Raw genomic sequence first — 17,765 nt, 5'->3', positions numbered from 1 at the left:
GCATGACCAGCACGACAATCCGCCCTGCCCGCCACCGGTCGCTCGGCGACCACACATGGCAGGACCAAGCCGTCTGCCAGACCACCGAATACAACCCGGTGGACCCCGAGATCTTCTTCCCGGCCCCAGACGAGACCGACAAGATCACCGTCGCGAAGGCGCTGTGCGGCCAGTGCCCGGTCCGCCGCGCCTGCCTGGACGCCGCCCTGGAAGCCGGCGACACCGACGGCATCCGAGGTGGACTGACCGAAGAGGAGCGCGAACCGCTGCACGGGAGGATCGGCCACCGCCTCGACTACAGCCGCGTCAACGACACCATCGCCGGACGCGACGTCCACCTCACCAAGGCCGAACGCCGCGCGGTCATCCGCGCCGCCTACCGCCACGGAGTGACCGAGCAGCGCCTGGCCTGGCTCCTGAAGATCACCGAGGAGCACGCCCAAAAGCTCTACCGCGAGACCCGCCGCGCCCTGCGCAACCGAGATCTGAACCAGTCCGCGAAGACCACCGCGCCACCTGAGGCCGGCGTCGAGCACCTGGGCCGCGACGACTTCGGTACGGCGGCGTGACCGCCACGACCGCGCCGAAGGCGGCGCACATATCCGGTTGGGACCGAGTCGCCGTCATCGCCCTCGGCGGAGCGGGATGCGCCCTGTCGTACGACGCGCTCCAGCAGATGGCCGTCGCTATCCACATCCGAGGCTTCCTCACCTACCTCTTTCCCCTGGTGATCGACGGGTTCATCGCCTACGGCATTCGAGCCCTCCTCGTCCTCCGCGAATCACCCCTGCGCGCCCGGCTGTATGTCTGGACCCTCTTCGGCACGGCCACTGCCGCCAGCATCTGGGCCAACGCCCTCCACGCGGTACGGCTCAACGAAGAAGCGGTCGCCGGTACCGGGCTCCGGCTCGGCGACACGGTGGTCGCAGTGCTGTCCACCATCGCCCCGCTCGCCCTGGCCGGCGCCGTCCACCTCTACATCCTCATCGCCCGCAAGCCGGTCGAGGACGGTAACCACGAGGACCTCGGCCAGACCGGTGACCTCGGTCAGGGTGACCTGCCCGACGGCATCGAGGTCACCCGGGCCGACCGGGTCGGTCAGCGACCGCAGTCCGGTCAGGTCGAGGCCGGGCAGCCGGTCACTGACCTGACCGGCCGGCCGCCGCTGTCCCTGGAGAAGCGGACGCCCGCGCCTCGGTCACTGACCGGGGCCAGTGACCCGGCGGACGGCCGTAACCCGGTCACTGGCCGTCCGGGCAACACCGCCTCGGCCGCTGGCCACTTCGGTCAGCCGGACGAGGTCGCTGACCTGACGGGACAGCCGGATACGGCGCCGCTGGTCACCGGCCTCCAGGTCACTCCGCTGCCAGTCACTGACCGGAAGGACCGAACACCAGGTGCCCGGCGGTCCGACCCGGACACCGAGGAGCTTCTGAAGATCGCCCGGTCAGCGGTCAGGGCCGAGGACAAGCTGACCCGCAAGGTGGTCGCCCAGGCGATCCGCGGTCAGCAGATCCCGCTCTCCAGCGACACCCTGACCGCCCTGATGGCCCAGCTTCGCCAGCAGCACGGGCAGCCGGTCACCTCCATCCGGAACTGACCGGACACCACGGAGCGGGTGACCGAGCCGGTCATCTCAGCCGGTCACCCGCTCCAGACACCCGCCCCGCACCCCTCCAGAGCAGAAGCGGAGAACACCCGTTGCGCACCCACCCGGCCACTCCCGTCGAAGTCGACTCCTGGCTGACCGTCCTTCACCAGCGCGGCCACCTCCATCGCGCCCAGTCCGGCCCCGACACCACCTGGATCGTGCAACGAGAGCAGCACGATCGCCCCTGGACCCTGCACCACCCGGTCCTGGCCATGGACTGGATCGAGGAACTCGTCCGAGAAATCCAGCAGCAGAATCCCGAGACGAGCCGGTGACCACCAACGACCCGGCGGTGACCACGGCCGGAGAGCAGCGGAACCCCACGACGGCTCCTGGCGGAGCAAGCTATCGCGTACGACGGTCCTACGGCCCGTCGCACGCACTTGCCCCCGCCTCAGAGGGCGGGGGAAGCCTGGCTGGTTCCCTAACGAGGGCGCTCGGGAACCAGCCAGGTGACCGGCACCAGGGGGCGCCGGTCACCGGGGGAGAAGCCGACCGCGACGACCACCGCGAGCAGCCGAGCCCGAGCACGCCCGTCTTCCCCGACCGCAAGCCGCGCCGCCGCAGCCGCAATCCGAGCGAGCGCACTCGCAAGACGACGACCCGCCTCTCCGACTCCGAGGAAGCCGAGATCGTCGCCGCTGCCACGCAGCGCGGCGTCACCGTCGCCCGATTCCTTGCCGCCGCTGGGTTGGCCGCCGCCCGCGGTTCGACCGCCCTGCACACCAACGAACAACTCGACGCTGCCATCGACGAACTCGCCGCCCTGCGTACCGCCCTGGCCCGGATTGGCAACAACATCAACCAGATCGCCTACATCCATAACGCCGGCGGACAGCCCCGCCCCGGCGAACTCGATCACGCGCTTAACGTTCTGACCCGGGCCCTCGGCCGCCTCGACGACGCGGCGAACGACCTGGTGACCAGGAGGCTGTGATGGTGCCCGACATCGGACGCGGCTCGCGCACTCACGGACTCCTCGTCTACCTCTACGGCCCCGGCCGGCGCGAGGAGCACACCGACGCACACCTCGTCGGCTCCTGGGACGGCTTCGCCCCCGACCCCGGACGCGACACCGACGCGCACGTCACCCTCGCCCGCCTCACCGCCGCCCTCGACCTCAGGGTCAAGCAGGCCGGCGACCGCGCGCCCGCCAAGCACGTGTGGCACTGCTCGGTCCGCACCGCCCCCGGCGACCGGCGGCTCTCCGACGAGGAGTGGAACGCCATCGCCCAGCGCATCGTCCACGTCACCGGCATCGCCCCAGACGGTGATCCTGACGGGTGCCGGTGGATCGCCGTCCGCCACGCAGAAGACCACATCCACATCGTTGCCACACTGGTCCGCGGTGACCTGCGCAATCCCCGCCTCAACTACGACTTCAACAAGGCCCAGGCCGAATGCCGCCGCGTCGAGAAGGAGATGGGCCTGCGCCGCCTTAACGCCGGCGACGGCACCGCAGCGAAGAACCCCACCAGCGCCGAGAAGTTCAAGGCCGAACGCACAGGCCGCCCCGAGACCTCCCGCGAGACGGTCCGCGAAGCCGTCCGCCAGGCCCTCGCTGGAGCGGCCGACGAGAAGGAGTTCTTCACCCGGCTGCGTGAGGCGGGCCTGCGCGTGAGGATGCGCCACGCCCCGTCCGGCGACGCGCTCGGCTACAACGTGGCCCTGCCCGGCGACCGCAACCGCCACGGCGACCCGGTCTGGTACCCCGGCTCCAAGCTGGCCCCGGATCTTTCCCTTCCGAAGATCCGCCTCCGGCTGGCCGACGGTACCGCCGAGCGGGCAACGGCTTCGGCCGCCGACGGCCGGGCGGACTGGTCCCGGCCCGCCCGAGCGCGACGCAGGGCCACCGACAGTGCCGACCGTGCAGCTGTCCTCCTCGACGGCGACGACGATGAAGCCGCCGACCAACTCGCCGGTGTCGGCGAACTCCTGGACGCGGTCGCCCAGACATCCCCAGTCGCCACCCGCGCCGAGCTGGCTGCCGCCGCCCGAGCCTTCGAGCGGGCGACCCGCAGCCACGTCCGAGCAGAGCGCGCCGACATCCGGGCGCTCCGCTCGGCCGCCCGGGGCATCGTCCAGGCCGGCGGCGCGCTCGGCCGTGGAGAGGATGGCGGCACCACCGCCATGCTCGTCTCCACCCTGGTCCTGGTCACCCTCGCCGCCGCCCGCTGGCACTCCGCTCGCGGTCACGCCCAGCAGGCCCACGCCTCCCGACAGGCCGCCGAGCACCTGCGCACCGCCTACCGACAGGCCGCCGCCACACCGATGCGCGTGCTGCACGACCAAGGCCGTGCCCTCCCCGAAGCCCAACGCCGGACACACGAGGCCACCCTCCGCGCGGCCCTGCCGGAGCAGGGCGTACGAGCAGACGGCACGCCGACGAAGACCGATGCCCTGGTCGCCACCCTCGTCCAGGCCGAGCAGGCAGGCCACGACCCAGAGGTCCTCCTGCAGCAGGCCCTCGACATGCGCGAACTCGACACCGCCGCGGATGTGAACGACGTCCTGGTCTGGCGCCTGCGCCGCCTCGCCCAGCTCCCCGCCTACCCAGGCGAAGCTCCGCGCCGCCCGCAGGCCGGCACCCGCCCGACCAGGACCTCGGCCAACCGCACCAGCGGACGGAACGCGCCCACAGCGGCGCCGCGCCCTACCGTCTCTGACCCGCGCAGCCGCCCACCGCGCCGCTGATCAGCGCGTCCGGAAGGTCAGCCCCCGACCGACCGGACTCCTCGAAATGCCTGGACAGCCAGTTCTACCGGCTGTTACGGATGAAAACAGGAAGCCCTCGATCGGGAGATGACGCTCGTGCTCAGAACCACCGACCGCACCACGGAGCCGACACCCGCGCTGCCCGGCCTTCCCACCAACACCGACCCCCTGCTGCAACTCCAGCACGAGACACAGTCGGCCGACGGCCCCGGCGCGACACGCTGCGTCAACCACCCACACGAACTCGCCCTCGGCGGCATCCCCGTGATGTGCTCGGCCTGCCGGGCCCGACGAGACTGGCTGCTCATCAACCACGGCCGCAACGTCTGGATCCGCTGCCGGTGCAGCAACCAGTGGATCGAGCCCGAGATCAGGCGCGCCGACTTCGACGCCCTGGTCGCCAGCCCGCACGGCACGACATACCCCACCGTTGAGGAGGGGCTCACTGCGCTCGGGTTCGATGGTGTCCTCGCCGGCACTTACCTGTAGTAGGCGAGAGAGCCACGAGAGTGAAGGGTTGCCTACATTGTGGCAGTCACCCGATTTTGTTTCACGAGAGCGGGTCCTGAACATTTCACTGCTCCAGAACGATCGCTTCACACCTAGTGCGGGCCTACCGAGATGTGGGCTGACGTCACGCGCACCACTCGTCCCTGCTGGTCTCCGCCGCGGTTCTCCTTGCGTATGCCACCGACCTGATGTTCGTCGGGATGGTCCTGCGCCCAGCGGCAGACCTGACACAGGCCGATTTGGGCAGGTTGTTTGTCTGGGCAGTTACGTTCCGCACGTTTTCGATCCACCAACCGCTACCCCTGCTTGTGGTTGCTCCTGTGCCAGCGCAGCCTGACCACCGCCTATGGCCGCTGCCGCGGACACGGTGATGTCCTGTCGGAGGACGGGAATTGGTGACGTCGTATACGCAGGACGGATGCTTCGCTTCTGGTGGGCCGAGGGAGGATGGGCACACTGATGCATAGGAGCGCCGGAGTCTCAGCGTTCCAGGACGATCACTTCGAACCCGGCGCCGACGACGAGTTCACCGCCGGGGGCGAAAGCCACGGCATCGAGACGTCCGGGCACTTGTACCTCATGCACGAGTGCGCCGTTGCCCAGATCCCAGACTCCGAGGCCGGACCTGCCTGCGGAAACCGCCACGGGCACGCCGTCCAGATAGCCGAAGTCCACATCGGACACCCAGCCGTCACCGAGCTGATAACGCGGTCGCTGAGTGCGTAGATCCCACACCTGGACCCCACTGCGGGCAGTGGCCGCCAGGATCAGCGGACCGCCTCCATCGGTTCCACAGGCCAACGCGTTGACCTGCTCGGTCAAGCCCTTCAAGTCACCGGTATATGTCCAGGCGCTGAGGTCCCACACTCCTACACACCTCTCGCCATGTCCGAACGGTTCATGATCCGCGATGACGACCGTGGGGCGCCCGTCCACAACGACCCAAGCGGCGGCTGGATGATGGGAACCCACTTTCATAGCCGCACTGATCTGCAGGTTCTCCAGGTTCAGGACGCCCGTCGGGGCTCTGTGCAGCTCATTCCGTGCAAGCAAGGCGACGGGAGCGCCATCGAGATGCCCACAAGTCAGCAACTGTAGATCGGAGTGGCTTGCCGCAACCTTCCCAGCCTCCGTACCCTCCACGAGATTCCACACCCTTACAGTGCCGTCCTCGCCGCTGGTCACCGCGATCGGGGTGCCGCGTACTGTCGTACAGGCGATTCGCGTCACGCTATCGGTATGCCCCTCGAGGCAATGCAATGCCTTCCCGGAAGCCAGGTCCCAGATCAGTGCCGTGTGGTCAGAGCTCGCCGACACTGCGATGGCGGCGCCGTCCAACACGGTGCACGCGATGCCCGACACGCTACTGGAATGGCCTGGAAGTTCGACCTGTCCGGGTTGTTCCTCCAAACGCCACAAGCGGATGGATCCGTTGCTACTCGAGCTGACGGCGGCCGGTCGCCCCTCAATGTGGGTGATCACGACGGATTCCACCCAGTCCATATGACCGTTCAACCGGGCGAGCAATCGGCCGGCGGAGCGTTCCCTCAGCTCCATCGAGCCGTCTCCATAGCCGACGACCATGACGGCACGGTCGTCGAACTCCGTGAATGCCAGAGCCGTGATCCATCCCGACCCAACAAGGCAGGAAAAGACAACGGTGTCCGTCGCCGGGTCACGGAACTGAAGTTCCCCAGTGTGGAGGCCAAGGGACACGAGCTCGTGATTGCCTTGTGCGACGCTCGCCACTGCATCGCATTCCTGAGAATCATGGACGAGACCCCACTCCCCGGTCTCAAGGTTCCACGATCGCAACCCTCCTGAGGCCGAGCCGATCACAGCGGTGGCACTCCCGTTCGTCGCCAGGCAAACGACGGGAAGGCGATGGCTGGCTGCCCGAGACCGCCCCGGCAGGGTCAGCCTGACCGTTCCGGACATCAGCTCCCGGGCCCAGGCAGAACCATCGGGGGCGCAGCCTACGATGAGCACCTCGCCGTGCACCTCGATGCAAGCCAACCCGGCCACGGCGTTCGCCACACGGTGTTCCTCGATACTGCTGGCCCTCTCCTCCTCGCTCTGGACCTCGAACCTCCGCAGTTCAGTGGTGCGTGCGAGGTCCCACACTCGCACTGTTCCATCGTTCGATGCGGTCACGGCGAGCACCACACCATCTACCTCAACGCAGTCCATCGCCGATACGGTGTCGGTGTGCCCCTCCAAAGTGGCCACGCAGTTCTGCTGGGCCGGATCCCAGATCTGCACTGACCCCCCGTGCCGCGCGGTCAGCACAACCGGCGTTCCGTTCACTGTCGTTGCGGCCAACGCATCGTCGGAATCCGAGCTCAGCTCCGCCAGGAAGAGACTGCTCGTCTGGGATCCGGTCGCCCACCGAGGCGCCCATTCCAGCCTCCGGCCCAAACGGGTTCGATGTACCTCCAGCCGGTGTCGCGCCGCGTCCACCGCCATCACCTGAGCTCGTTCACGTACAGGCAGCTTCTGGTACAAATGCGCCGACGTCCGGTACATCGTGCGGACGCGCTGCGCCTGCGCGTCCCGCACGTCGGCCATCGCAGCCAGCAGCCCGTCCGGCTCGGCGTGAACCAGGAACCACGGGTCCTCCATCAGGTGTTCGAGGTCCCACGATGCCGCTGCGTGACCCGCCAGATGGGCGTGGACGTAGGGATGCGCGCGCTCCCAGTCCGGGCCGTCGCCGTCGGCCCTCGTCGGCACGGATGCGATCAGCGCGGCCGTCATCCGGCGATGGTCCTCCCGGCTCCGGCGGGGGTCGCGCAGGTGCTCGGCCAGCGCCTCGTGGTACAGCCGGAAGACCGACCGGTCCTCGTCTACCTGCACCTCTACCACGTACGCACCCGCTTGCCGCCACAGCCAGTCAATGTCGTCGTTCGTGCAGCGCTCGCCCGACAGGGCCGTCGCCAGCGGGGCCCACAGCGAGTCCCACGGGAGGCCGGCGCCCTCCGCGTACGCCAGTGGCCGCAGCAGTCGGCGGACGCGTCCCTCGTCCTCGCCGTACCGGGCCAGATAGGCGTCGAAGGCCTGACCGACCTCGGAGGGGAGTTCCTCCTCCCAGCCGGTCTGGGACGGATCGGGGGTCAGGTCTTCGTGCAGCAGAGCCCGTACGGTCATCCGTGCGACGAGGAAGGACCGGCCCGCGCGCCGGGCCACTGCGGCTGCCACGGCCTCCTGGTCAGTCGTGGTCAGCTCGCCAGGCATTCCAGCCAACGTGCGGCGGGCGTACTGTTCGATGTCGTCGCGGCCGGTGTACGCGTCGGTGTCCAGGTCGATGATCTCGACGGCGCGGCCCAGATCGGGAATCATTGTCCGCCGGGTGCCGATCAGCAGGCGCACGTTGTGCAGCACGGACATGGGACGCAGGAGTTCGCGGGCGATGCGCTGCGGTTCACGCCCGCCGACGCCCGTGCCCGCCTCCTCCAGCGCGTCGATTAGTACCGTCCGCCGGGGGCCCTCGTACTCCGCGAGTCTGGCGAGTAACTGCGGTGGGCTGTCCGCGTCCACGTCCAGTGCGGCCGCCAGCCGGGTGGTGAGCTTTTCCAGGGTGGTGCCGTGGGCGTGGACGGAGACCGTCACGACGTCCGGCGGCGGCAGCAGGTGCGCGGGTTCCTCCGGATGGTCGGGGCGGGTCAGGGCCAGCAGCCGACCGAGAACGGCTGACTTACCGGAACCCGGAGCCCCGGTGACTACGCGCGCCCGGGCGTCGTGAACGGGGTCGCGCAGCCAGCCGGCCAGGGTAGCCAGGGCCTGTCGGCGACCGGTGAACCAGTCGCCCGGCTCGCTCGCGTATTCCACCCCTCGGCCTCTGGGACCGAAGTGCGCAGTCCATTCCCGCTGCGACTCCACATCCATCGTCTCGCCGGGTAGACCAGGACGGTACTTCGGATTGGGGAGGAAGGGCGGAACGGCCCGTCCAGCTACGACGTGGTAGCTAGCGCACTGTTCGGGCCGGTGTTCACGGAGATGCACGTTGACCTGGTCGGTCACCGTGGGGATGTCCAGGTACCGCTGTCGCATGCCGGCTGTGCCTGAGCACACGGCGGTCTCCAGGCCGTTCACGAAAGCGTGGTCGTAGGCGAGTTCGCGAGAGCGGGCGGAGGACACCAGCCACAGTCCGTCGGCGCCCGGGGGCCTGTAGTCCACCAGCTGGCTGGTGACGGTCGTGATGTCGGTCGCACCGAGTTCGGCGTAGCAGGTGTCGAGCAACAGTAGGACGTGCCCGACCTCAGTATCGGCCAGCAGGTCCGCGAGCTCGCGTGAAGCGAGGGTGGTGCTCACGCGGTCGCTGCGGCTGTTGCGGCAGGTGAGTCGGTGATGGCGCTCGCCCCGGAGGCCATGCCCAGCGTAGTACACGACGAGCACGTCGTCCTTGCCGCGCTCGTCGGCCTTTAGCCAGTCCTCCAGATTGGCCCGCACCAGTTGGGCATCGGGCGCGCCAGCGATCTCTGGGAGGATCTCGGTGTAGCCGAGGGAGCCGAAGAGATCTTTGATTCGTTTCAGGTCCTCGGGCACGCCGGGGAGGGCTTCGAGATGCGGGTCGGCGGTGAACGTATCCGCGCCAAAGGCGAAGAGGTATCGGTTCAGCCCGTCGGCAGGCAGTCCACCATCCGACACGTTTTGCGATGTCACTTGGTCAGCCCCGCGGCGATCGCTGTCCCGGTTTCCACCGCCGTGAGGTAGGCGCGCATGCTGTGCATCTGGGCGCCGTTGTCGACGGGAACGTCCACGACCCCTGGCCCGAAGCAGGGTGCGAGCTCGCGAACGAGGGCGACCACGTCCCCATTGTCGGCCAGGTTGGTCCACTGCTCGACGGAGGCTGGCCACACCCCCGTGCCACCCGGCTTCGGGGCGGGAACCAAGCGGTCGAAGACCAGTCTGGCGAGGCCCAGCGGAGAGCCCAGGGTCACCAGGGTCAGCGGCGGCCGCTCCGGCGGGAGCGCACACAGCACCTCGTACGCGACCACCGAGCCCAGCGAGTGACCCACGACCACCCGGGTCTCCGGCGTGATCAGCTCCGCCGCCCGAGCCTGTACGGCTGCGCGCAGGTCGGGTTCGGTGAAGTAGCGACGCACCTGCTTGAGGTCCGAGATGAGCAGCCGGTCGGAGATGGCACCGAAGAACTGGGTCCGGGTGAGGGCGTTCAGGGCGCGGCGGATCCGGTCCACGGCCAAGGGCCGGGAGGCGAGATGACCGACCGCCCCGCGCGGGGCGGCCCCCGTGTACGTACGGCCCTGGCCAGTGGGACCCGGCCCGGGGATATGGGGGTCGAGCCGGGCGGCCTCCTGCCACCAGGCCTCCAGCAACTCGGTCTCGAACCCGGGCTCCACGTCCTCAGCCCGGTAGTACGGCTCGCCACGTGTGCCGGCCTTGCGGTACAGGTCCCCGTACCCGGAGCAGACGACGTCGCCGTTCGCCAACCGTCCGAGGGCGGGATCGCGGCGCAGCGCGAGCTCGACTCCACCGCGTAGGGCGGGCTCCACCTCTGTAAGCAAAGTCTCGGCAGTGTCCAGCTGCCGCCCCACCCCGTGCACCACGACGACTCGGCTCATGGCCGTCCCCTCAGACTTCTCCCCGTGTTTGTGCCGCGAGCATAATCGGAAGCGGCTCCTCTGGAGGGGCTTTGTAGGCGGCGGCCTTTGAGTACTTTCAGAGAGGCTGTTTGCCGACCATGATGCCTTCCGGCTCATCAGGGATGAGTGTGTTGAACCTGTGGCTGGACGTACGGCAAGGCCGCCTCTACCTGGTCGGCGAGAGGCGGCCTTCTGCGGTGCTCGGTCAGACCTCGACGAGGCGGTTCGAGAGGTCGAGGGCGTCGGTCGCGAACGCGAGGGCGGCACACAGGCCGGTCACTTCGTGGAGGGTCGGGCGGATCAGGCGCGGCCAGTCGTCCGGGGCAGCGGGCCAGGAGGCGAGGTGTACCTCGGTGATGGCCAGGCCCAGGTAGGCGGTGACGTTCCAGCCGGAGCGAGAGGCGGGCTCCCAGTAGAGGCGAATGCGGCCGAGGGGCAGCTTCGGGGTTCTGGCGGCGAGCCACGTGACATCGAGCGGGCCGTCGTGCCGGGCGGAGACGCGCTGGACCAGCGCGCCGTGTACGCCGTCCGGTATGGGACGTACGGCGAGGCTGTGCAGCGGGAGGGTGCGGGACGAGATGGAGGCCTCCGGAAAGCAGGGAAGGGGTCAGGACCAGGTGAGGGCATCGCGTACCGACGTGGGGAGGTAGTCCTCCTGGCCGTCGTCGGGGATGAACGCCTTGCCGTCCCGGACGACGACCTCGGCGCCCAGGTAGTGGGTGAAGGGGAAGTCGGGGTTGACGGCGAGGCGGATCGGCAGGGCGGGGTCGAGGTCCTGGAGCTGACGGAGCAGGTGGCCGACGGTCAGGTACTGGGGCAAGGAAGCCTCCGAAGGCGGTACGGGCGGGCAGGGACGGGGAGTCAGGGAGCGTTGAGACGGAGCAGGTCCCGGAGGACCTCCGGCCCCTGGGCGTGGCGGGCGAGGTGCCGTTTGCGGCACTCGTTGACGTAGCCCTTGCCGCGTTGCTTAATCTCCCAGCTGCCGCATGAACAGACGGCCTGGGTGTAGGAGCGCCCCGGGCAGTCGGCGTGGAGCGGCTTGCCGGAGCTGGTGTGCTTGTGGTCCGCCGGGCAGAGGGTGCCCTCGGCGTGGTGGTTGGTGAGCGGGGCGTGGAAAGGCACGGTGAGTTCCTCGTGTTGGGGAGGAGCCCTTGGACAGCCGGACAGTGGACGTCAGGGCGCTCGGCCAGTCGAAGAAGCCGCACTGCCACTGGCGTCCTTCGGCTCGGCGCGCCGCACGGCGGCGAAGGGGCCTGGCATGGAGGCCGTACTGACCGGATAGGTAGTAGCAGGTGCAGCGACGGGCGAAGGCGCACTTCCAGCGGTACCCGGGACGAGTGGCCAGGAGCATGTGTGCGATGGGAGCCTCCTGCTGGGCCAGTGAGCGGGGACGGGGCCGGTCGGGCTGGAGGGGGAGGCGGCCCCGGGAACATGTGCCGGTGAGCGGGCCGGGCCTGTGGTGCAGTCCGCTCACCGATTCAGCAGGGCGAGTGGGCGACGAGGGCAGCGACGAACCCGGCCACGGCCTCGGCGGGAGTGTCGATACCGAACTCCTGGACCCACGCGTCGCCTTCGGGGGGCTGTACCTGGACCCGCCAGACGATGTCGCGCGTCCAGGCTGCGGGGTTCTCGGGAAGCCAGCCGACGTAGACGCGGCCGTCCGGGCTCGTCGCGTGGACGTTGCACTCCGGGGTGTCGACGACCGTCCAGTCGAGGGCGTGGAGGAGTTCGAGGACCGGGGTGGCGCAGTGGTCCGAGGAGAGCCAGCGGCGGCCTTCCACGGAAGGGTGTGCGACAGCGGGCAGGAGGGTGGCGGAGGCGTTCACGGTTGGACGATCCATTCGTTGACCTGCGGTTTTTCCCGACACCCGTACGTTGACATGGGGCGTGCCGAAGTCCGTAGTCGTTTCCGGGGGTGACCCGTCTGCCGTGGGCGAACTGGTTACGACCAGGCGCCCAGGACGCTGGCGGCGCGGGAATGGAACGGCGGCCGGGGTTGTCGTAACCGAGTTACGGCGGCGAGCCGTACGGGACCGAAGGGGGAGCAGGGATGACGGAGCCGAGCAGGCACGGGGCCGGAGCCGGGCTGGAGCGCAAGATCCGAGCCGCCGGACGGCCGTGGACCGTCGGTGACATCGCGATGGTCGCCGACGGCCAGTGGGGCGTCGGCGCGCAGCCCGACAGGTGGCCGGACGAGGACACGGTTGTGGAGCACCGGGTCGCGGAAGGCCGGCGCGTCGAGCTGACGGTGGAGGAGCTGGCCCGCGCGGTGGGCGCCCGCACCGAGGACGCCCACCGCGACGAGGACCTCGCCTGACCGGTCAGCGGTGCGGCCCCGGGGCGGGCCTCGGCCCGGCGACGGCGGCGGGAACGGGCTGGTCGGGCACCTGGCCCGGGGCACGCGGAGCGAGCCCCGAGCGGGCGACAGCGGCCCGGGACAGGCTCGCCGCCGGGCCCCGGTCCGCCGTCGAGGAGGCTTCACGCGCCTCGACCACGCGCCGGATCGCCTGCACGTGAGCACCGCTCTCCGCGAGCGCGACTCGAAGGTCGGCGGCCGAGCTGACGATCCGTTCCAGCTCGTAGTACGCCGGCACGTACCCGGGCCGAGTCAGGGCGTGCAGCCTTTCCCGGTGGACGGCCGCCGCGTTGTCGGTGATGGCCAGGGCCGTACGGATGTGCATGGCTGAGCGCAGGAGCGGGTCGTCGCAGGGGCGACGGACCGCGAGGACCTCCAGTACTTCGATGGGCCGGGCCCAGGCTTTCTCGATCATGGAGGTGGCCTGGTCGAGCGCGGTGGTGTCGGGCATGAGGGAATTCCTGGTGTCCGGAGGGGCGGAGAGGGCGTCCGGGTAGGTCCGGGCGGGAGTCAGCGGCTGTGCCGGCGCGCCGACGAAGCGACCGGCGCCCGGGCTGCGGCAGCGGGCGTGTGGGTGGACGACCGCATCCGGGCCGAGGACGTGGTGCGGCTCTGGGCCGCCATCACGCGGAGGTCGGCGGCTGTCCGCGGAGCGCGCGCGGCACGGCGGACGGCCTCGGTGACAGCGGTACGCCGTACGTCGAGCGGGGTAGGAGCGCGAGAGCCCTGAGGAGCGGCGACCAGGCCGACCGGGGTCAGCGTGACCAGGTGCTCCACCTCGCGGTGGACCATGTGCCGCTCGCGGACGACCGGAGCCGAACTCGCCATGGCGGCGGCCGTCGCGGCGATATGGTGGGCCGGGGTGCGCGCAGTGAACACAGCCTCCGCCCGCGTGTCCCAGCCCCGTGGGCCGGCCCATAGCGTGACGGCCTCGTCGTCCCAGCGGGGATGGCGGGTTCGGATCCGGGCGCCCGCTTGTCCGTCGGGAGCCCTGACGTTGACGGTGCCGTGCATGGCCGGTTCGCGACGCCAGCCGGCGTCGAGGAGCGGTTGGAGGGAATCGGTCCAGTAGACCGACGGGTCCCCCAGGAAGCGCCCGTTGTTCTCGTACGGGTCGGATGCGGCGTAGTCCTGGGCCAGGGCGGTGGTGAGGCCGGCGACGATCTCGGCCGGGGTGACGTGGTTGAAGGTCGCCGTCCAGCGGGGCGGGGCGACGGCCTCCTCGGAGGCGGTGATCTTCCACAGCTCGAAGTCATCGCCGAACCACCCGATGCGGATCCGCTGGTCGGGCGAGGTGACGAGGAGCTGGCAGGGGCCGTCGTCGAGGTAGTGGTGCGGCCAGTGAGCCACGGGGGCGAAGCCGGCGTCACCGGCCCCGTTGGAGCCGGCGAGGTACATGGGGCTGACCAGTACCTCTTCGTAGCGGGACGGGTCGGGAAGGGCGGACATGGTCGAAGCTCCGGGCGTGGGTGGGAGGAGAGCGGGTCTGCGTGCACGGATGCCGCTGCGGTGACGGGGAGTGGCTGGCTCTCGGTGCCATCTGCATCACCGGGACCGTCCCGGGGCCGACTGGACGGTCACGGAGGCAGACACCCGTGGTTGTGGCTGGGGAGCGTGGTTGAACAGGGAGGTCGGCGCGGCGGCACTCCGGCGCAGGGCCGCTGCGGTCCGGGCGCCGTCCGCCCCCAATGGGACGCCGGAGTGAGTTCGCTGGGCTGTTGCGATTGGGGCGGGCGGAGCCGGGGTCCACCGCGTGACCAAGGGGGCGCTCCAGTGCTCGACGGTCGCGTAGACGGGGCCCAGCGCCTGGCCGGCTTCGGTCAGCACGTAGGGGTCGCCGTGGCGCGTTCCCGTGCGGGTGACCAGGCCGTCGGCCTGGAGCCGGAGAAGACGATGCTGGGTGAAGGCGTAGTCCAGGCCGGCCTGTTCGGCGATGTGGACGAACCGCATCGGGCCGCCCGCGTCGAGGACCTGAACCATGGCGGTGGTGTGCCGCAGCCGTAGGCGCTGCACGGCGTCCTCGACGCGCTCGGCTTCGGCTGTCGCGCCGGACGACAGGTAGGTCCGAGACCAGTCGGCCATGGTGCGGTGCACGGGCGTCAGGGACTCACCGAGGGTACTGAGCTGGTAAGGAGCCCCGCGGCGAGTGTCGGCTCGGATGACCAGTCCGGCTGTGTGCATGGTGGCCAGGCGCTTACCGACCAGCTGCTCGCTGACGAAGGGAAGCCTGGCGGCGACATCCCGCACCCGCAGAGGACGGCCTTCCTGGACCATGGTCATCACCGTCCAGGTGGTCCACTTCGGTCCCATCAGGGCGAGTGCGTTCTCGATGCTCTGGGCGTCGAACGAGCCGATGGGAAAGACGGCAGGCCGCTTGGACGTATCGCGCGAGTTCATGCGGCGTCCTCCATCCGGGCGAGCAGCGAGCGGACCAGGGTGGGAAGGCCTCCTGGTTTGCCACCAGCCCAGATGCGGTCGGTCTCGTCGAGGACGTACGCGGCGTCTTCCAGCAGGCCGTTGGAGATCTCCATGCAGGCGTCGGTGATCCGGGACGCCGCGAGCAGCGACTGGGAGAGCACGCCGACGTAGTCACCGGGCGGGAGGCCGGCGGCCTCGGCGGCGGTGCGGATCGCCGTCAATTCCAGCGCGCTGAAGGCGAAGTCGAACCCGGCTTCTTCCTCGGCGTCCTCGGACGCGGCGAAGGCCAGTTCCCCGGGATCCGTGGGGATGCCTACGCGCGTGCAGATCTGGTCGACGGCGGTGGTCAGCTCGGCGAGGGACTCGGTGAGCCAGCCCAGTGCGGAGGCGTAGGAGGCCAGGGTGAACAGGCCAGCTGGGGTGGCGGGACGCAGTTCGGCGGCCATGAACTCTTCGAGGTGTTCGTTCAGTTCGCCCACCACCTGCGGGCCGGCGGACAGTGCGCCCAGGACGGGGTGCAGGTATGAGCGGCTGGCGGGCGTCGGGTACTCGGCGGTGAGGATCCCGGAGACGCTCTGCGCGGCCTCGGCGAGGAGGCCGGCCAGGTCGGTACGGGACATGGGGGCGCGGTCGGCGGTCATCGCTGGGGGACCTTTCGAGAGGTGGCGGCCGTGGAGGGGGCCACTGTGGAAGGAACTGCTGGTGAGGCCGGCGGGCGGCCGGCGGTGAGGGATGAGCGGGACCGGGCGGCCTGGACGCGGGCCTCGGCGGCGGAGGCAGCCGCGGTGTTCTGCGGCGGGGCGGTGCGCAGGTGGGCTGTGCGGTAGACCGCGTAGTCCTTCCGGCTTCCGGCGGCGACGAGGTAGATCTCGCGCTTGTGGTTCGAGGTCGGCGGGGCGGGGCGGAACTGGATGACCAGCCGGTAGGACACGGACGGGTCGACGTAGACCTTGTGGTAGCCGGCGAGGCGGCCCTTCAACGGCAGGCAGTCGTCGCTTCCGTGGACCAGGTTCTGCAGCTCCAGCAGCGCCAGGTCGCGGATGCTGTCCGGGAGTTCACGCAGGTCCGCGATGGCGTCGGGGTGTGCGGCGAAGGCGAAGCGGGCGCGGCTCACATCAGCCGCCCTTGGAACGGCCGTCGGCCCGGTTCGGCCGGCGGTGTACGGGGAGCGTCGAGGCCGGCCTTCGATGTCGCGGGAGTGCCGGCCGACCGGGAGAGGGCGGCGCGGGCTCGAAGGACGGCGCCGTCGGCATAGCGGTATTCCGGTGGTTCGGGCAGCGGGCCGTCGCGGTCGTCCAGCCAGGAGCGGGCGGGGGCCACGTCGGCGAACGCGCCCTCGCGCATCGTGTACGTGTCGGCGCCCGTCTCCCACTCCTCGTGGAAGACCCGGATCGGCGCTTCGGCGGCGCGGGAGTCGCGGGTCAGCGTCCACGTCTCGCTCGGGGCGAAGTCCGAGGTGTGGGTGTCGAGGACCACGTATCGGGTGCCCGATTCCCGGATCTTCCGTTCGACCTGGACCGTGAGGTCGTCGGCGGGTTTCACGAGGTCGCCGTAGAGCTTGGCGATCTTTTCGGGCGGGCAGCCGCGCTCGACCAGCCACGCCTGAGCGAAGGGCACCGTGGCGTGGTAGCTCGTCTCCACGGTGTACGTGAACCAGCTGAGATCCCGCGCGACCGCGATCGCCGTGATCTCCGGCTCGCCGATAGCTCCCCACGTAACGGATTGGTCGTGGGCGACGACGAAGCCGTGGGAGCCGTCGGGCGTGATGTGGTGCCGGGACAGCGCCCTCAGGTCACCGGACCAGAACCGCTCCACCGCCTCCGCGGACGCGTCATCGGCGGGGGCGAGTTCGTCGAGATCGAAATCGAAGTCGAAACCGTCGTTCACGCTGCTATCTCCCCCTGCTCGGGAGCGGGAGTAGACAGGACCCGGTGGTTGGGGCGGGCCGGGCTCGTGGTGCACGCGGCGAACGGACCGTCTGGGGCACGCAGGTGCACCAGGGTCTGGTCCAGGTGGTCGCGGTGCCAGGTCGAGGGACCGGCCAGGCCAGCCTCGGTGTCGGTGAGCTGCTGCCACGCGAGCCAGAGGGCGTGCAGCCGGGCGACGGCCTCCGGGTGCTCGTACCACTGCGCGCACCACGGACGCGTCGTGCTGATCTCCCGGCCGTACACCGGCAGCAGGAGATGGTTCACCCAGTCGCCGAGGGCGGCGAGTTCGACGGCGTACTCCTCACCGCCCAAGGCGACGATGAACACCGAGGCGGGACCCTCGGTCTTCTCGGGGTCGGCCGCCTCGGCTTCCGCAGCGCCGTCCGTCTGCCCGTCGACAGCGGGTACGGGATCGGGCTCGGAGCCGAGGCGGTCGAGGATGACGCCGTGGCGCCTGACCTCCGCGATGGTCTTGGCGAGGGTGCTGGCGAGGTCGTCGAGGTTTTCATCGGAGACCCGGAACGGCTCAGGGCCGGGGGTGGTCGGGCTGTTGTCGGACATGGGGGCGTGCTCCATCTGTGAGACGG

The 17,765-nt window shown here is 69.9% G+C and carries 19 protein-coding genes; 7 read left to right on the top strand and 12 right to left on the bottom strand.

What is annotated here, in order from left to right; genetic code table 11:
- Positions 1-2 precede the first annotated feature (2 nt).
- The 6 genes from OG259_RS04165 to OG259_RS04140 all read left to right on the top strand — a co-directional run bounded on the left by OG259_RS04165 (position 3) and on the right by OG259_RS04140 (position 4,855).
- A complete protein-coding gene (locus tag OG259_RS04165; RefSeq protein ID WP_328940934.1) occupies positions 3-569 on the top strand; it encodes a WhiB family transcriptional regulator in 567 nt (188 codons plus the stop codon).
- Positions 566-1,600, top strand: coding sequence for a DUF2637 domain-containing protein (locus tag OG259_RS04160; protein ID WP_328940933.1), 1,035 nt, complete (start codon positions 566-568; stop codon positions 1,598-1,600). Before OG259_RS04165 ends, OG259_RS04160 begins: the two co-directional genes overlap by 4 nt.
- Positions 1,601-1,701: 101 nt before the next feature.
- A complete protein-coding gene (locus tag OG259_RS04155; RefSeq protein WP_328940932.1) occupies positions 1,702-1,926 on the top strand; it encodes a hypothetical protein in 225 nt (74 codons plus the stop codon).
- Complete coding sequence (locus tag OG259_RS04150) at positions 1,923-2,588, top strand: plasmid mobilization protein (protein WP_328940931.1); 666 nt, start codon at positions 1,923-1,925, stop codon at positions 2,586-2,588. The genes OG259_RS04155 and OG259_RS04150 overlap by 4 nt, the downstream gene beginning before the upstream one ends.
- The gene (locus OG259_RS04145) at positions 2,588-4,345 is read left to right on the top strand and encodes a relaxase/mobilization nuclease domain-containing protein (protein WP_328940930.1); all 1,758 of its coding nucleotides are present in this window, start codon (positions 2,588-2,590) and stop codon (positions 4,343-4,345) included. The genes OG259_RS04150 and OG259_RS04145 overlap by 1 nt, the downstream gene beginning before the upstream one ends.
- A gap of 108 nt (positions 4,346-4,453) precedes the next feature.
- A complete protein-coding gene (locus OG259_RS04140; protein ID WP_328940929.1) occupies positions 4,454-4,855 on the top strand; it encodes a hypothetical protein in 402 nt (133 codons plus the stop codon).
- Positions 4,856-5,356: 501 nt separating this feature from the next.
- Here the strand turns inward: OG259_RS04140 and OG259_RS04135 are convergent.
- The 5 genes from OG259_RS04135 to OG259_RS04115 all read right to left on the bottom strand — a co-directional run bounded on the left by OG259_RS04135 (position 5,357) and on the right by OG259_RS04115 (position 12,302).
- The gene (locus tag OG259_RS04135; RefSeq protein ID WP_328940928.1) at positions 5,357-9,535 is read right to left on the bottom strand and encodes a caspase family protein; all 4,179 of its coding nucleotides are present in this window, start codon (positions 9,533-9,535) and stop codon (positions 5,357-5,359) included.
- Positions 9,532-10,455 (bottom strand): hypothetical protein, encoded by a 924-nt coding sequence (locus OG259_RS04130; protein ID WP_266971844.1) that lies wholly within the window; start codon positions 10,453-10,455, stop codon positions 9,532-9,534. The genes OG259_RS04135 and OG259_RS04130 overlap by 4 nt, the downstream gene beginning before the upstream one ends.
- A 628-nt stretch (positions 10,456-11,083) precedes the next feature.
- Positions 11,084-11,296 (bottom strand): hypothetical protein, encoded by a 213-nt coding sequence (locus tag OG259_RS04125; protein WP_266971845.1) that lies wholly within the window; start codon positions 11,294-11,296, stop codon positions 11,084-11,086.
- Positions 11,297-11,337: 41 nt separating this feature from the next.
- Positions 11,338-11,598, bottom strand: coding sequence for a hypothetical protein (locus tag OG259_RS04120; RefSeq protein ID WP_266971846.1), 261 nt, complete (start codon positions 11,596-11,598; stop codon positions 11,338-11,340).
- 356 nt (positions 11,599-11,954) lie between these two features.
- Positions 11,955-12,302, bottom strand: coding sequence for a DUF317 domain-containing protein (locus OG259_RS04115; protein WP_328940927.1), 348 nt, complete (start codon positions 12,300-12,302; stop codon positions 11,955-11,957).
- Positions 12,303-12,526: 224 nt separating this feature from the next.
- Here OG259_RS04115 and OG259_RS04110 point away from each other — a divergent pair, with 224 nt between their 5' ends.
- A complete protein-coding gene (locus tag OG259_RS04110; RefSeq protein ID WP_328940926.1) occupies positions 12,527-12,793 on the top strand; it encodes a hypothetical protein in 267 nt (88 codons plus the stop codon).
- A gap of 4 nt (positions 12,794-12,797) precedes the next feature.
- Here the strand turns inward: OG259_RS04110 and OG259_RS04105 are convergent, their stop codons facing one another.
- The 7 genes from OG259_RS04105 to OG259_RS04075 all read right to left on the bottom strand — a co-directional run bounded on the left by OG259_RS04105 (position 12,798) and on the right by OG259_RS04075 (position 17,739).
- The gene (locus OG259_RS04105; RefSeq protein ID WP_328940925.1) at positions 12,798-13,283 is read right to left on the bottom strand and encodes a hypothetical protein; all 486 of its coding nucleotides are present in this window, start codon (positions 13,281-13,283) and stop codon (positions 12,798-12,800) included.
- A gap of 59 nt (positions 13,284-13,342) precedes the next feature.
- Positions 13,343-14,281: a DUF317 domain-containing protein gene (locus OG259_RS04100; RefSeq protein ID WP_328940924.1), complete on the bottom strand. Its 939-nt coding sequence runs from the start codon at positions 14,279-14,281 to the stop codon at positions 13,343-13,345.
- A 96-nt stretch (positions 14,282-14,377) separates the two neighbouring features.
- A complete protein-coding gene (locus OG259_RS04095; RefSeq protein WP_328940923.1) occupies positions 14,378-15,229 on the bottom strand; it encodes a winged helix-turn-helix transcriptional regulator in 852 nt (283 codons plus the stop codon).
- Positions 15,226-15,891, bottom strand: coding sequence for a hypothetical protein (locus OG259_RS04090; protein ID WP_328940922.1), 666 nt, complete (start codon positions 15,889-15,891; stop codon positions 15,226-15,228). The genes OG259_RS04095 and OG259_RS04090 overlap by 4 nt, the downstream gene beginning before the upstream one ends.
- Positions 15,888-16,364 (bottom strand): hypothetical protein, encoded by a 477-nt coding sequence (locus tag OG259_RS04085; RefSeq protein WP_328940921.1) that lies wholly within the window; start codon positions 16,362-16,364, stop codon positions 15,888-15,890. Before OG259_RS04085 ends, OG259_RS04090 begins: the two co-directional genes overlap by 4 nt.
- Positions 16,361-17,137 (bottom strand): glycosyl hydrolase, encoded by a 777-nt coding sequence (locus OG259_RS04080; RefSeq protein ID WP_328940920.1) that lies wholly within the window; start codon positions 17,135-17,137, stop codon positions 16,361-16,363. Before OG259_RS04080 ends, OG259_RS04085 begins: the two co-directional genes overlap by 4 nt.
- Positions 17,134-17,739, bottom strand: coding sequence for a DUF4913 domain-containing protein (locus OG259_RS04075; protein ID WP_328940919.1), 606 nt, complete (start codon positions 17,737-17,739; stop codon positions 17,134-17,136). Before OG259_RS04075 ends, OG259_RS04080 begins: the two co-directional genes overlap by 4 nt.
- Between the last annotated feature and the right edge of the window lie 26 nt (positions 17,740-17,765).

The organism is Streptomyces sp. NBC_00250 (genome assembly GCF_036192275.1).
In the GTDB taxonomy this organism is placed as follows: Bacteria; Actinomycetota; Actinomycetes; order Streptomycetales; family Streptomycetaceae; genus Streptomyces.
This window is presented reverse-complemented; position numbering and strand designations above follow the sequence as displayed.